Origin of the sequence: Anaerophaga thermohalophila DSM 12881 (genome assembly GCF_000191885.1) — a bacterium.
GTDB lineage: Bacteria > Bacteroidota > Bacteroidia > Bacteroidales > Marinilabiliaceae > Anaerophaga > Anaerophaga thermohalophila.
The window spans coordinates 1-13,214 of sequence record NZ_AEWI01000093.1 but is presented as its reverse complement, the minus strand read 5'-3'; the positions used below and the strand labels follow the sequence as shown (position 1 = coordinate 13,214).

The 13,214-nt window shown below is 42.6% G+C and carries 11 protein-coding genes; 7 read left to right on the top strand and 4 right to left on the bottom strand.

Going from position 1 to position 13,214, the window contains the following annotated elements:
• Positions 1-325 precede the first annotated feature (325 nt).
• Positions 326-1,048 (bottom strand): YkgJ family cysteine cluster protein, encoded by a 723-nt coding sequence (locus ATH1_RS0115580; protein WP_010423838.1) that lies wholly within the window; start codon positions 1,046-1,048, stop codon positions 326-328.
• A gap of 663 nt (positions 1,049-1,711) precedes the next feature.
• On the opposite strand from ATH1_RS0115580, the gene ATH1_RS0115570 reads away from it, so the two are divergent.
• The 5 genes from ATH1_RS0115570 (at position 1,712) to menB (ending at position 6,501) form a co-directional block, all read left to right on the top strand.
• Positions 1,712-2,518, top strand: a complete 807-nt coding sequence (locus ATH1_RS0115570; protein ID WP_010423832.1) for a LexA family transcriptional regulator — start codon at positions 1,712-1,714, stop codon at positions 2,516-2,518.
• Between the two features lie 291 nt (positions 2,519-2,809).
• Positions 2,810-3,940: a chorismate-binding protein gene (locus ATH1_RS0115565; RefSeq protein WP_245531823.1), complete on the top strand. Its 1,131-nt coding sequence runs from the start codon at positions 2,810-2,812 to the stop codon at positions 3,938-3,940.
• A complete protein-coding gene (menD, locus tag ATH1_RS22345) occupies positions 3,918-4,688 on the top strand; it encodes a 2-succinyl-5-enolpyruvyl-6-hydroxy-3-cyclohexene-1-carboxylic-acid synthase (RefSeq protein ID WP_010423825.1) in 771 nt (256 codons plus the stop codon). Before ATH1_RS0115565 ends, menD begins: the two co-directional genes overlap by 23 nt.
• The gene (locus tag ATH1_RS22340; RefSeq protein WP_245531822.1) at positions 4,612-5,607 is read left to right on the top strand and encodes a 2-succinyl-5-enolpyruvyl-6-hydroxy-3-cyclohexene-1-carboxylate synthase; all 996 of its coding nucleotides are present in this window, start codon (positions 4,612-4,614) and stop codon (positions 5,605-5,607) included. The genes menD and ATH1_RS22340 overlap by 77 nt, the downstream gene beginning before the upstream one ends.
• 75 nt (positions 5,608-5,682) lie before the next feature.
• Positions 5,683-6,501, top strand: a complete 819-nt coding sequence (menB, locus tag ATH1_RS0115555) for a 1,4-dihydroxy-2-naphthoyl-CoA synthase (RefSeq protein WP_010423816.1) — start codon at positions 5,683-5,685, stop codon at positions 6,499-6,501.
• A gap of 291 nt (positions 6,502-6,792) precedes the next feature.
• On the opposite strand, the gene otsB is transcribed toward menB, so the two are convergent.
• Together otsB and ATH1_RS0115540 are read right to left on the bottom strand one after the other, a co-directional pair.
• On the bottom strand, positions 6,793-7,584 hold the full coding sequence (gene otsB / locus ATH1_RS0115545) for a trehalose-phosphatase (RefSeq protein ID WP_010423809.1): 792 nt from the start codon (positions 7,582-7,584) through the stop codon (positions 6,793-6,795).
• A 248-nt stretch (positions 7,585-7,832) separates the two neighbouring features.
• On the bottom strand, positions 7,833-8,768 hold the full coding sequence (locus ATH1_RS0115540) for a diacylglycerol/lipid kinase family protein (RefSeq protein ID WP_010423806.1): 936 nt from the start codon (positions 8,766-8,768) through the stop codon (positions 7,833-7,835).
• A gap of 64 nt (positions 8,769-8,832) precedes the next feature.
• Here ATH1_RS0115540 and ATH1_RS0115535 point away from each other — a divergent pair, with 64 nt between their 5' ends.
• The gene (locus ATH1_RS0115535; protein ID WP_010423804.1) at positions 8,833-10,002 is read left to right on the top strand and encodes an App1 family protein phosphatidate phosphatase; all 1,170 of its coding nucleotides are present in this window, start codon (positions 8,833-8,835) and stop codon (positions 10,000-10,002) included.
• On the opposite strand, the gene ATH1_RS22645 is transcribed toward ATH1_RS0115535, so the two are convergent.
• Complete coding sequence (locus tag ATH1_RS22645) at positions 9,925-10,149, bottom strand: hypothetical protein (RefSeq protein WP_081467470.1); 225 nt, start codon at positions 10,147-10,149, stop codon at positions 9,925-9,927. The two genes, ATH1_RS0115535 and ATH1_RS22645, sit on opposite strands and share 78 nt — an antisense overlap.
• Positions 10,150-10,479: 330 nt before the next feature.
• Between ATH1_RS22645 and ATH1_RS0115530 the strand changes: the two genes are divergently transcribed.
• Positions 10,480-12,975, top strand: coding sequence for a glycoside hydrolase family 9 protein (locus tag ATH1_RS0115530; RefSeq protein WP_010423802.1), 2,496 nt, complete (start codon positions 10,480-10,482; stop codon positions 12,973-12,975).
• The last annotated feature ends 239 nt before the right edge of the window (positions 12,976-13,214 follow it).

Genomic DNA, 13,214 nt, shown 5'->3' with positions numbered 1-13,214 from the left:
AGCAGATATTACCTGAAGTTTTTGTAGCCTTGTGTCAGGCCTATCCAAAGATAGTCGTCTATATTTAATTGTCGCAGTTCTACTTTTTCAATTTCTTCGCTCATACTCTGACAAATAGATTGTTTGATTATTAGATGATTGGGTGTTTGCCGGTTAAAATTGTTTTTCCAAAACTTACCTTAAAAGTACATTTTTTTGGCGAAAGTAAAAGATTAAACCAAATCGGGAAAATTTTGCCAGGACAATGTTATCTGAGAACACCAACACGATTATAAATCAGTGGATTTTGCCGATTTTATTATTTTGGTGTCCGAAAAATGCCAGATCAATCATCCGGCAGTTCGTCAAATGGAAAACCATCATGAATGGTTGCGCCCTGTAACCATTCTCTTGTTTTTTCCGGAGCTTCAAGCAGACAAAGAAGGATATGCTCAATCCGGTGTTCCTCAATTGCGAGTCCCTCTTCGCGCAAGGCCGAAGCAAATCCTTCATTTAGCTGTCGTCCGGCTTTCAGGGTGAAGTCAAAGAGCGCGGGTATGACGTTCGGATCATCAGGCCGGTCGAATTTGGCTTTGCAGCTTTTTTCACTGGATGAAAGATAAATGCGGCATGCCATGGGTCGTACAGGGTAAACCATGCAGCTGCCCTTGCGCAAAAGCGGGCAGGGGTGAGAAGTTTTGAGGGTGTCGCCCGGACTTAACCTTTTTAAGCGGTCGTCTTTTTCCCTGGCTTTATCTTTTATGTTTTCGATTACTTCTTCAGTGAATCGTCTTTTCAAATAATCCACCACTACAATCATTTCATGCGTTGAGGCGAAAACGGCCTGATGGCAGCACCATTGACAACCCATGTGGCACTCAACCGGTATGGTTTCAGTTTCACACCTTTGCGTGAAGGCGTCAATCAATAAATCGACATTGTGGTGCAACTGCCGGATGCTTATTTTCAGTTTTGACAGGTCTTTTTCTACCGCATGGGTTTTGGCCAGACTGTTACCGTCAGCAAAAAATATCTGTTCGAAACCTTTGGGGTGAGAATCTTTTGTCATTTTATTGGATTGAAACACATAAGATACATAAAAAATTAGGGTAATTTTCTGTAAAGGTCATTGACAAAAGTTTTTTGTCCGAATTTAAAAATATTTGTTGAATTAAAGTTTATCAGTATCTCTTTGGGGATTTTATCTTTTAAAGATGAGTAAAGTCTAAAAAGCATCTTTGTTGCCAAACTCGTTGTTGTTTTAAATTTTTGAATCCTCATTAACGACTAGTTAACTCCGGTACAAAAATTTAAAACGCCTGGATTTTGACAAAAATATGCTTTTTGTACCGTACTCAATATTAATTTTATCATCCGTATAAAATTAGTCTAAGTTATTGGAATAATTCATCTTATCATACTTTAATTGATGTCAGATGATTAGGGGTTAGATTCTTCACTTCGTTCAGAATGACAAAGGGCCTCTTGTCATTCTGAGGAGGTAACGACGAAGAATCTGTTCCTTGTTTTTGGTTTCTTAGATGATTAGAGTAGATGGTGTCTATACATGTTCTTTTGAAACAATCTTTGCCATGCTCGTTTCTTTCAATCATTTCTATGTAACCTATTGTGTCTTATTTGGTTTTTACTAAAGACAAAAAAATTTGGCAAATTAATTACCTGTTCATACATTTGCTTATAAAATAATCCAAAATAAACTTATTATATAATCATGTATTTTGCATCTAATCTCCGGCTATTGCGAAAAAGGCGAGGCCTTACCCAGGGAGACCTGGCTCAGGCTCTCGGAATAAAGCGCCCGACGCTGAACAATTATGAGAACAAAATATCCGGCCCGCCGCTGGACGTGCTGGTTTCCATTGCCGATTATTTCGGGCTTTCGATGGATACACTTGTCAGGGTCGACTTAACGAAACTGACCGGCTTTCAGCTGAAAGAACTGGAACAGGGAAATGACGTTTATGTGAGAGGTTCACGACTACGTGTCTTAACATCGACGGTAGGCCCCGATAACGAAGAAAATATTGAATTGGTGCCTGAAAAAGCAAAAGCCGGGTATCTCACAGGTTTTGCTGATCCCGAATACATCAGTTCTCTGCCTGTTTTCCGATTGCCGTTTCTCGACAGGGAAAAGAAATACCGCACTTTTCAGATTAGCGGAGATTCCATGTTACCAGTTCCCGAAGGAGCCTGGGTAACAGGCGAGTTTGTGCTCGACTGGCACACCATAAAATCCGGTGAGGCCTGTATCATCCTGACACGCGACGAAGGCATTTCTTTTAAGATTATTCAGAACAATATATCCGAAAATGGAACTCTGAAATGCATCAGCCTGAATCCGCTTTATGAGCCTTACGATCTTCCAGTAGATGAGATCAGGGAAATTTGGCGTTTTGTTCATTATATCAGTCCCGAATTGCCTCAGGGAAAAATCGAAATTGAGCATTTGTTGCGATCCATTAACAATATTCAGAACGATGTTGGTGAGTTAAAAGCGCATTTGTTGAAGAAAGCATAGAGCAGGGAGCGCTGTTGCACAGTGTGGATATTACTATTGAGCCCGGTCTAAAAAGCATCTTTGTTGTCAAACTCGTTGTTGTTTTAAATTTTTGAATCCTCATTAACAACGAGTTAATTCCGGTACAAAAATTTAAAACGCCTGGATTTTGACAAAAATATGCTTTTTATACTGCACTCACCATTAATTTTTCGCGTCGTAATTACATCGAAGGACTTTTTCTCAGTAGTGGCGTGAAAAAAAAGTAAACCTTTTTGGTTATCTTTGCGTTTCTCTCGAAAGGTAATAAACTTGAACAATACTGTAAACATAAATAGTGCAAAGGAATGGATGACCAGGCTTTTGGCTGAGGGGGACTCTTTTGTGGCTTACCGGCTTCCAGGAGAAGAGGGGGGGCATGCCTTCGGTGTTGGAAACGTCTCAAAAATTGATATATCTGACTTTTCTCCTGCCCGGTATGAAGGCTCTTTTATTGTTGCCCCATTCATCTTATCGGACGGTGCTTTTGCACTTTGGCCGGATGCAGGGCAAAAAAAGTTCCCGGTTTCGGATGTAAACGTTGGGTATTCACGGTTACAATCTTTCCGGCGGTATGAAGAGGCAACTCAGGTAAGGAATGAATATGCGCGTTCGTTTGGAATGATAAAGAATGCATTGGATAAGGGTGTTGCCGATAAAGTGGTACTTGCCCGTAGGATGGAAGTTTCGGATGTTCCGAAGCAGATATTACCTGAAGTTTTTGTAGCCTTGTGTCAGGCCTATCCAAATGCTTTCGTTTATTTTTTTGATCATCCGGAGGTGGGCCGATGGATGGGAGCCAGTCCCGAAACTTTCCTCAATAAAGTCGATGATGAAATAACCACAGTTGCTCTCGCTGCAACACGAAAAAGTGAACATCTAAGCGAAGACTGGAACCTGAAAGAACTGGAAGAGCAGGGTTTTGTTTCGACTTTTGTTGATGAGGTTTTAAATGATTTTGGGATTTCGGATTATCAGAAAACAGGGCCCGAACCGGTTATTGCAGGTCAAATGGTTCATTTGAGAACGTTTTATCGCTTTGATGCAGGCATCGTTGAAGAGCGGTTGGGACAGCTTCTTAAATCGTTACATCCGACTCCCGCAGTAGGCGGCTATCCCAAAGACAAGGCCTTAGAACTAATCCGAAATTCCGAGCAGTTTAATCGGCTTTTGTACAGTGGTTTTTTGGGGCCTGTTTTTCCCAACGGCTTTAGTTTTTTTGTTAATATCAGATCAATGGAATTGAGGAATGATAATGCCGTTTTGTATCTTGGCGGCGGTATTACCCGTGATTCAAAAGAAGAAACCGAATGGGAAGAGACCCGGTTGAAAGCTCACACTCTTTTGTCGGTGTTGCATTCTGTAAAACAAAACCAGTGTAATGAGTCTATCCATCTCCGATAAACCGGTGGTCAGACATATCGTGGACCATTGTTATGCACATGGTGTGAAACATGTGGTTATTTCGCCGGGTTCACGCAATGCTCCTATGATTCTATCGTTTCCTGCAAGTCAGAAGTTTAAATGTTTAACCATTGTGGATGAGCGTTCGGCCGCTTATTTTGCATTGGGGCTTGCAAGGCGTGATAACTCACCTGTAGCGCTGGTTTGTACCAGTGGTACGGCTGTGTTGAATTATTCTCCCGCACTCGCGGAAGCCTATTATCAGCAAATACCCCTTATTGCCATAACGGCCGATCGTCCGCCGGAATATATCGATCAGGCTGACGGTCAAACCATCCGGCAAACCGGTGTGTTCAGAAATTTTGTACGATACTCCTGTCAGTTGCCTTTTGTGGAACTATCCGGGGAAGACCACCGGCTGACCGACCGTTTGCTCAATGAGGCGTTTCAAAATGCACTGGGAAATGTTCGGGGGCCTGTTCATATCAATGTACCTTTCCGTGAACCGCTATATGGAACCGTTGAATCAACCGATTCTTTGATTTCAAGGATAGTACCTGTCAGACAATTCACTTCTGTTGACAATAAACTGGTTGATGAACTGCTTGCCGAAATGTCGGAATACGACAGAGTATTGTTCCCTGTCCGGTGCCTTGAATCCCGACAATCGTTTGAAGTTACTTACCCGGTCATTGGCCGAAAAAGGTGTAGTGGTGATGACCGAAACGCTTTCGAATCTTTCGGGTAACGGAATATTTGGGAATACCGACCGTCTTTTGGAATATTTTGCTGAAAATACGGAATCCATTCAACCCGATTTACTAATAACTCTTGATGTACCGGTCTTGTCCAAACGACTGAAGCAATGGATTCGCAAGTATCCGCCAAAAGCACACTGGCATTTTTCCAATCAGGAGATTATCGTAGATACATACCAATGTTTGACACGTCAGATCAAAGGGGATGCTGTTCAGATCATGACAGAAGTTGAAAAGCAATTGCCACGGTTTTCATCCGGTTATGTTGAATTGTGGGAAGAAGCCCGTAATGCTGCAAAAATAAGGCATGAAACGTTCTTGGATGAGGTGTCGTGGAGTGATTTCATGGTTTTCAATCAGATTTCGAAAGCCATGCCCGACCGTATGGAAGTTCATTTAGCCAACAGTACACCAGTACGTTATGCCCAGCTCTTTGAATGGAATAAGCATCAGACTTTTTATGCCAATCGTGGCACCAGTGGCATTGACGGATGTGTGAGTACGGCCGCAGGGGCAGCTTTTGCAGGTAGCCGTCCGGTAACTCTTATTGTTGGCGATCTGGCGTTTTTATATGATTCCAATGGTTTATGGCATAAATACTTGCCCGATTCATTTCGTGTGATTGTTGTCAATAACGGCGGAGGTGGTATTTTCCGCTATATTCCCGGACCGTCTGAAACGGATCAATTGGAACCCTTTTTCGAAGCAAGGGGAAATCATCAGTGCCGTGGAATAGCCGAAACTTTTGGATTGCAGTATTATGCTGCCGGTAATTCCCTTGAATTGGAACAGATACTTGACCATTTTTGGGAAGTTCAGGGTAGCCCTGCATTGCTTGAGATTTTTACTCCCGGAGACACAAATGGCGAAATTTTGAGGGATTATTTCAGATATTTGAGGGAATCCTGAAAAATATCCCTTTTATTTAATAATTTTAAACCTAACAACCCTAACAATCCTAACAATCTAACAATCTAACATACTATGAACTATAACTGGACAATCATTAAAGAGTACGAAGACATAAAATTTGAGTTTTGCGAAGGCGTTGGAAAAGTAACCATTAACCGGCCACGGGTTTACAATGCATTTAGGCCGCAAACTGTAAAGGAGATGATTGATGCTTTCGATATCTGCCGGGAACGTCAGGATATTGGTGTGGTAGTGCTGACCGGTGAAGGTGATAAGGCATTTTGTTCGGGAGGTGATCAGAACGTCAAAGGCCGTGGGGGGTATGTCGATGAAGAAGGTGTTCCCCGGCTGAATGTTTTAGACCTGCACAAACGTATTCGGTCGTTGCCAAAACCCGTGGTGGCCATGGTCAACGGATATGCCATTGGAGGGGGGCATGTACTGCATGTGGTGTGTGATCTGACTGTGGCAAGCGATAAAGCCATTTTCGGGCAAAGTGGGCCCAAAGTGGGTAGCTTCGATGCAGGTTTCGGGTCTTCTTATCTGGCCAGACATGTTGGACAGAAGAAGGCACGTGAAATTTGGTTCTTATGCAAGCAATATTCAGCAGAAGAAGCCGAAAAAATGGGACTGGTTAATAAAGTTGTACCACACGAATCGCTGGAAGAAGAAACCATGGAATGGTGCAAAATAATGTTGAAACGCAGCCCTATGGCATTGCGTATGATCAAGCGAGGACTGAATGCTGAACTTGACGGACAGACCGGCATCATGGAGTTAGCGGGTGATGCCACTCTGATGTTTTACCTCATGGACGAGTCGCAGGAAGGAAGAAAGGCCTTCCTGGAAAAGAGAGATCCCGATTTTGGACAGTTTCCGAAGTTTCCGTAATGGCAATAGTCCGTTAAAAAGGCCTTAACGCTGAGACTTTATGATGATGGAGTTATGGTTTATGACTTGTTTTAAATTTGATGAGGACACTTGTCTTGTGCCGATAGTAGAGTATCGTGATAGAAAATTTGCAAAAGAGGATGTCTAAAAGGACTAATTTTTACTCAATAGAAACTCTGTGTCAACTCATTGGAACTCCCCCGAAAAAACCAGGACAAGTTGTGAAACAATGAATTGCACAGAGTATCAGGGGGCTTTAGTCGCGCTCTTTGTGTTTAGTGGGCTCCGGGATTACAAAAACTTTTGAAACAATTTAGCTACTTCATCCACATCTTTTAAGGTATACGATGCATAAGTTGGTTTGCCGTTATATTCTACCATAATTCCTATACCGATACCGCTTTCTTCCAATGTTTCAAAAGCATCTTCATCGGTATCGTCGTCTCCAATGTAGATGGGTATGACCGAAGTGTCATCGGCAAGGCCGAGTTCTTCAAGTATCCACAAAACAGCCTTGCCTTTATGCCAGTCAAGATCGGGTTTGATCTCAACAATTTTTTTCCCGGTGCCTTTTTTGTAGCCGGGATTATTTTCAAGAACTTTATCAAATTCGGCAAGAATGTTATCAATATCTTCTTCTTTGGCATTCCGGTAATGCAGACCTATGGCGTAGCGCTTACGATCGACCTGTACTCCTTTATACTTTTTTTGAATGTCCAGTAATTCTTTTTCTATGATATTCAATTCAGGCAGTAAAACAGAAGTTTTTTCGTGTTCGCGATATAAACCGTTTGGGCCTGATATACGAAAACCATGACTACCTGCATAGATAAGGTTTTTCAGGCCGACCATTTGTTTAACATCGTCCATATCGCGACCCGTGATGATCGCAACCGTGTATTTTTCTGCAAGCCTGGCAAGAATGTCTTTCATTTCCTGACTGATACGAGCCTGTTCGGGCTTGCTGACAATGGGCGTCAGTGTACCGTCATAGTCCAGGAAAAAGGCTGGTTTTTTGTCTTCAAGTTCATTAAAAAATTCTGAGTTTTCGCCAAAAACAGGCAGTGGATTGTTGTCTGTCATTGTTAATTAATTGTTTTTAGATTTTGAGTGTCGTTCAAATATAAAAAAATTATTCCAACAAAAACTATATGTTTCCTCCGATTACCGTTCCGGACACCGTTCTGCAGTTTTAGTTTTGTCAATAAAATATCAGCAATTAATAGCCGCGGAGCGGCGAAAGAACAGTAGAAATTATGTAATAAAACAGTAAACAGCTGCGGAGCTGCGACAGATAATGTATAGATTTATTTGGTTCCGGCTTGTTCGGATTAGGTTTTAGATGGATTATAAAGAAGATGTTCTTCCTGGTCGTTAAAGATAATATCGAGGGCCGAAGGGACAATTTTGACATCAATATGCTTCATTTCTCCAATAGGTTCCCCGTCTATCTGGAGGTCCTGAGCCGGTTGAAGGGATATTCTGGCATGTTTACACGAGAGAATTCTGACATGTCTGAGGCGATGAATATTACCCGTGAAAAAAGCAAAAATCATCCTGAAAAGATAGTGCCACGGATAAGGTTTGATAATAACAATTTCGAATTTTCCATCATCTATTTCTCCGGTTGGATTTACAACAGCCCCTGTTCCGAAAAAATGCGTATTGAGCATGACGACCATGACGGCTTTGTATTTTCGGGGTCTTTTTCTCCTGCAATGAACAGTACATCTGAAATGAGAAGGTGCTTTCAGCTCTTTAAAAAATTGCCGTGCATATCCGTAGAGTCCCCTGATTTTTTCCTGGTCGAAACGTTTAATGATTCGGGCATTCATTCCCAGATCGCTCAGATGTACCGTCAGGTATTCATCGTTAATTTTTAAAAGGTCGATACGCTTCGATACGTTTCTTGCAATGATACCCATGGCACGTTCAAGGTTGGCAGGAATGTTGAGTTCAAAGGCCATGCCGTTTGCCGATCCTGTAGGTATGATTCCGAGCTTGATTTTACTTTTCCCTGCCACAACCGATGCCGCGAGGTTGACAGTGCCATCCCCTCCGACAGCTACTACTATATCGGGGGTTTGTTTCTTAACTTCGGCAAGCAAGGTTTCGTGGTCGTTATTGCCTGTGGTTTCGGTGAAGTACGGCTCCATGTGGTATTTTTCGCAGCAAAAACCAATTTGCTGCCGTATATTGGACTTATCATTACTTCCCGAAGCAGGATTGATCACAAAAAGTACCTTTCTTTTTTCAGAGACCTCCATGATATTTTTATTGAAGAATCATTACTTTTGAGTATTATCTAAAGATAATAAAACCACCCGGAATATGCCTGTCATTACCAAAACTTTCAGATATATACTTCACAAAGCCGGAAGCCCCTTAAGAAGAGCCCGTTTATGGATAAAAAAACGACTGGGTTGGCTGGGTGTCCCCACTATTGAGCCTTACATGGGATTCAGCAATGGGAAAGATGTGTATGTTACCGGAAACGTTATGGAAGACAAGGGATTGGATAAGCCGAAGCCTGGACAAAAACTTCGCACCAATATGTTGGCAATGCTTAAGCGCTACGTGAGTGACGAGATCAGCGGTGTGAGGGTCAGGGTGACATTTCGCGGTAAGGAAGAAATTGTTGAAACCAATGAGTTGGGGCTTTTCCATTGCTGTTTGAGTTTTCCCGGGAAACCGGAACAAGGGCTTCATCTTGAGAAGGTTTATTATGAACTTTTGGATGAGGTTGTTGATAATCAGGGTCTGATTAAAGCCGAAGGAGAGGTAATGGTCGTCTTCGGAAGGGTTGATTTTGGAGTTATTTCCGACATTGACGACACCGTTATGGTTTCACATTCCACCAACACACTTAAAAAACTTCGGCTGATGCTTTTCAAAAATGCGCGCACCCGCACTCCATTCGAGGGTGTGGCTGCCTTTTACAGAGCACTTCATAAAGGGAAGAAGAATGGTCATGGTCGAAATCCTTTGTTTTATGTCTCGAGTAGTGAGTGGAATCTTTACGATCTTCTGGTCGATTTTCTTGAATTTCGTTCCATCCCTTCAGGGCCATTGCTCTTACAGGAATTGGAACACAGCATTTTCAAGTTCTGGAAATCAGGAGGCGGCAATCATGAACACAAGTTTGAAAAGATTCGTATTCTATTGTCCTTTTTCCCGGAACTGGATTTTATACTCATCGGCGACAGCGGACAGAACGATCCTGATATTTACATGAGGGTGGCACATGAGTTTCCGGGGCGGATAAAAGCTGTTTATATTCGTTGTGTGAAAAAATCTCACAAGAAGCATTCTACAATGAAAATTGCCACGGAAATGGCAAAGTTGAATATCCCTGTTTTGTTGATAAACAGCACTGAAGAGGCTGCCCGTCACGCCCTGATGAATGGCTACATCGATGCTTCTTCAATGCCTGATATTGCCCGCCAGCTTGAAGAGGATCATCATTTTAGCTTCGCGGATATCTTTTATCCATTTGAATAAAAGAGTCCAGTATAAAAAGCCTTCAAACTGCTGATTTTTACCATTTTTACCCCTGACCCCTAAAGGGGAACTGTTAAAAATCAGCAGTTTGAAAAAGTCCCCTTTAGGGGATTTAGGGGTCAAAAGGCTTTTTAGACTGCACTCAATAAAATCTGTTCATAAATTTCTACTTTTTTGCCGAAAATATCCACCTTGTATTTACTGCCATTATGAAGATTTATGGATATTTTTGATAAAAATAAAGACAACACTATCTGTTTGTGTTTGCTTTAGAATATCCCTCCCGAAACGAATGATTCGGGCCTGACCATGATTTCAGGCTGTATGTTAATTCCCGGCAATAAACATTTTCGCTTTCTATACGAGTTATGCGAAATATCGCTCAACTTAGGTTTGAATCCGATTCCCGGCCCTTATTTTCTGCAGTTAGTTCATGAGATATGTTGATAATGATTATACTGAAAAATTCTATGGCTTATGAAATTTATTGATCGAAACAAATTTTCATCGTTCAGGAAACCGTTCCTGACTTTTTTTGTCCTGATGGTTTATTTTGTGCCGATAGAGGCAGGACAGGGAATCGCCTTGAACGACTCGTCCTACTATGAAAAAGGCGGGGTAAATATTTTGGTATTCACCAACTGGTACAACGAGAATTTCAGTGATTCGAAGATGAGTGGTATCGAGATCATTCATCACGGAAAACGGACAGTGACCAACGGCGATGTTCGTTTAAATCACACGCCCGAACAGTGGGACCCGATTCCAAAATTCATCCGAAAGGAGGTCGATCGTGAAAATAATGTTGTTAAAGCCTGGCTGGAATACCCCGATTTTGGGTATTTGATTCGTACCGAACCATCGGGTGATGATATTATTATCAGTGTTCATCTGGAGGAGCCAATTCCGGATGACCTGGAAGGTAAGGCCGGATTTAATATTGAGTTTCTGCCTTCGGCCTATTTCGGGAAGACCTTTCTGATGGATGGCAAACCTGGAATTTTCCCACTTTATCCATCCGGGCCTGCCGCTGTGGGTGATGCAGGAAAAACAGAGCCTTTACCCGTTGCAAAGGGAAATAAAATAGTCCTTGCACCAGAAGATGATTACCGAAGAATTACCGTTGAATCCGATAATGAATTACTCTTTTTCGATGGTCGCAACAAGGCCCAAAACGGCTGGTTCGTGTTGCGAAGTCTGATACCTGCCGAAAAAACCGGAAAAGTTATTGAATGGAAACTTCGAGCATCAAGAGTTTCGGGATGGCTACGTGATCCGGTAATCAGCTTTTCGCAGGTCGGTTATCATCCGGATCAAAACAAACGGGCCGTTATTGAACTCGATAAAAATGATCGCTTTTTACCTGAAGCCGAACTTTTGAAAATTGATGAGGATGGAAAACGTAGTCTGATTCATAGCGGAGCAGTAAAACAATGGGGAAATTATCAGCGATACCAGTACGGAATATTTGATTTTACATCTGTTCGGGAGCCCGGTGTGTATGTTGTGAAGTACGGGGAGGTGGAGAGCCGGCCATTGCGCATAGGCAAGGCTGTTTATGAGGATATCTGGCATCCGACACTTGATGTTTATATGCCCGTTCAAATGGATCATATGCTTGTCAACGAGGCTTACCGGGTTTGGCATGGCGCTTCTCATCTCGACGATGCGCTTCAGGCACCGGTCAATCATGAGCATTTCGATCTGTATGCGCAGGGCCCGACCACCGATACACCTTATGAGCCAGGTGAGCATATTCCCGGGTTGAATGTGGGGGGATGGTATGATGCCGGAGATTATGATATTAGAACTCAGTCGCAATACTATACGGTTTTGAACCTGGTGCATGCCTGGGAGGATTTTAATATTTTCCGTGATGAAACGCTTGTAGAGCAGGAGAATCGTTATGTTGATCTCCATCATCCCGACGGGAAAAACGACATCCTTCAACAAATTGAACATGGCGCTATCGGACTCATTGCCCAGCATCGTTCTGTAGGGCATGCCATTCCCGGTATCATTGTGCCATCATTGTCGCAGTACACACATTTGGGCGACGGACTAACCATGACCGATAACCTGATCTATAATCCGGCTCTCGACAGTCTGGAAGTTGATTATCCTTACAGCGGTACATTTGATGATCGTTGGGCTTTTACCAGCAAATCCACACCGCTTAATTATGGTTCGGCTGCCGGACTGGCTGCTGCTTCCCGTGCGCTTAAAGATTTCAATCCGGATTTGTCACAGGAATGTCTTGAGACAGCTATAGCTGTGTGGAACAGGGAGCAGGGTAAAGAACCCGACATTTTTAAGGTTGGAAATACAACCGGAGGGCCTATGATTCTTGAGGAGTTGAGAGCTGCAGTTGAACTGCTCATCACCACCCGCGGTGATAAATATGCCTGGAGAATTCGCGAAATGTGGCCCGAAGTTAGTGAACAATTTGGTTTTCTTGCTTCTGCTCTTTTGCCGGCATTACTTTATATGGATGATACATTTGTCGCTGAAGTTGAACAACGCGCCAGGCAGTACGCGCGGGAGATTGAAATCTTTGAGCGGATGAATCCTTTTGGAGTCCCGATAACAGAAGGCGGATGGGCAGGCAACGGGTCAGTGATCGGTTTTGGCATTACCAATTACATGCTCTATAGTGCATTTCCCGACATATTCGATAAGGAGCATGTTTTCCGATCGCTGAATTACATTTTTGGATGCCATCCCGATTCTGATATTTCTTTTGTTTCGGGTGTCGGTCTGCATTCCAAAAAGGTGGCTTACGGAATGAACCGTGCCGATTTTTCATTTATTGCAGGTGGCATAGTTCCGGGTGTGCTCATGTTAGATCCTGATTTTCCCGAGAATAAGGAAGACTGGCCATTTCTTTGGGGCGAAAATGAGTACGTGATCACTGTGGGCGGTTCCTATATTTACCTGGCAAACGCTGTTCAGGCATTGCTTGAGGAAGAATAGCATGGCACATAGGGCATGATGTGAAGAGCAAAAAAGGTATAAGGTATGAGCCCGATTTAAAAGGCATATTTTTGCCAAACTCAATGTTGTTTTAAATTTTTGCATCCTCATTAACAATAAGTTAACTCCGGTACAAAAAATAAAACGCCTGGATTTTGACAAAAATATGCTTTTTATATAATGAGTGCAGTCTAAAAAGCCTTTTGACTCCTAAATCCCCTAAAAGGGACTTTTCAAAC

What these genes read in the sequence shown, in the direction of transcription:
- ATH1_RS0115580 (WP_010423838.1), bottom strand. Translation starts at nt 1,048, where the DNA reads ATGACAAAAGATTCTCACCCCAAAGGTTTCGAACAGATATTTTTTGCT.
- ATH1_RS0115570 (WP_010423832.1), top strand. Translation starts at nt 1,712, where the DNA reads ATGTATTTTGCATCTAATCTCCGGCTATTGCGAAAAAGGCGAGGCCTT.
- menD (WP_010423825.1), top strand. Translation starts at nt 3,918, where the DNA reads ATGAGTCTATCCATCTCCGATAAACCGGTGGTCAGACATATCGTGGAC.
- menB (WP_010423816.1), top strand. Translation starts at nt 5,683, where the DNA reads ATGAACTATAACTGGACAATCATTAAAGAGTACGAAGACATAAAATTT.
- otsB (WP_010423809.1), bottom strand. Translation starts at nt 7,584, where the DNA reads ATGACAGACAACAATCCACTGCCTGTTTTTGGCGAAAACTCAGAATTT.
- ATH1_RS0115540 (WP_010423806.1), bottom strand. Translation starts at nt 8,768, where the DNA reads ATGGAGGTCTCTGAAAAAAGAAAGGTACTTTTTGTGATCAATCCTGCT.
- ATH1_RS0115535 (WP_010423804.1), top strand. Translation starts at nt 8,833, where the DNA reads ATGCCTGTCATTACCAAAACTTTCAGATATATACTTCACAAAGCCGGA.
- ATH1_RS0115530 (WP_010423802.1), top strand. Translation starts at nt 10,480, where the DNA reads ATGAAATTTATTGATCGAAACAAATTTTCATCGTTCAGGAAACCGTTC.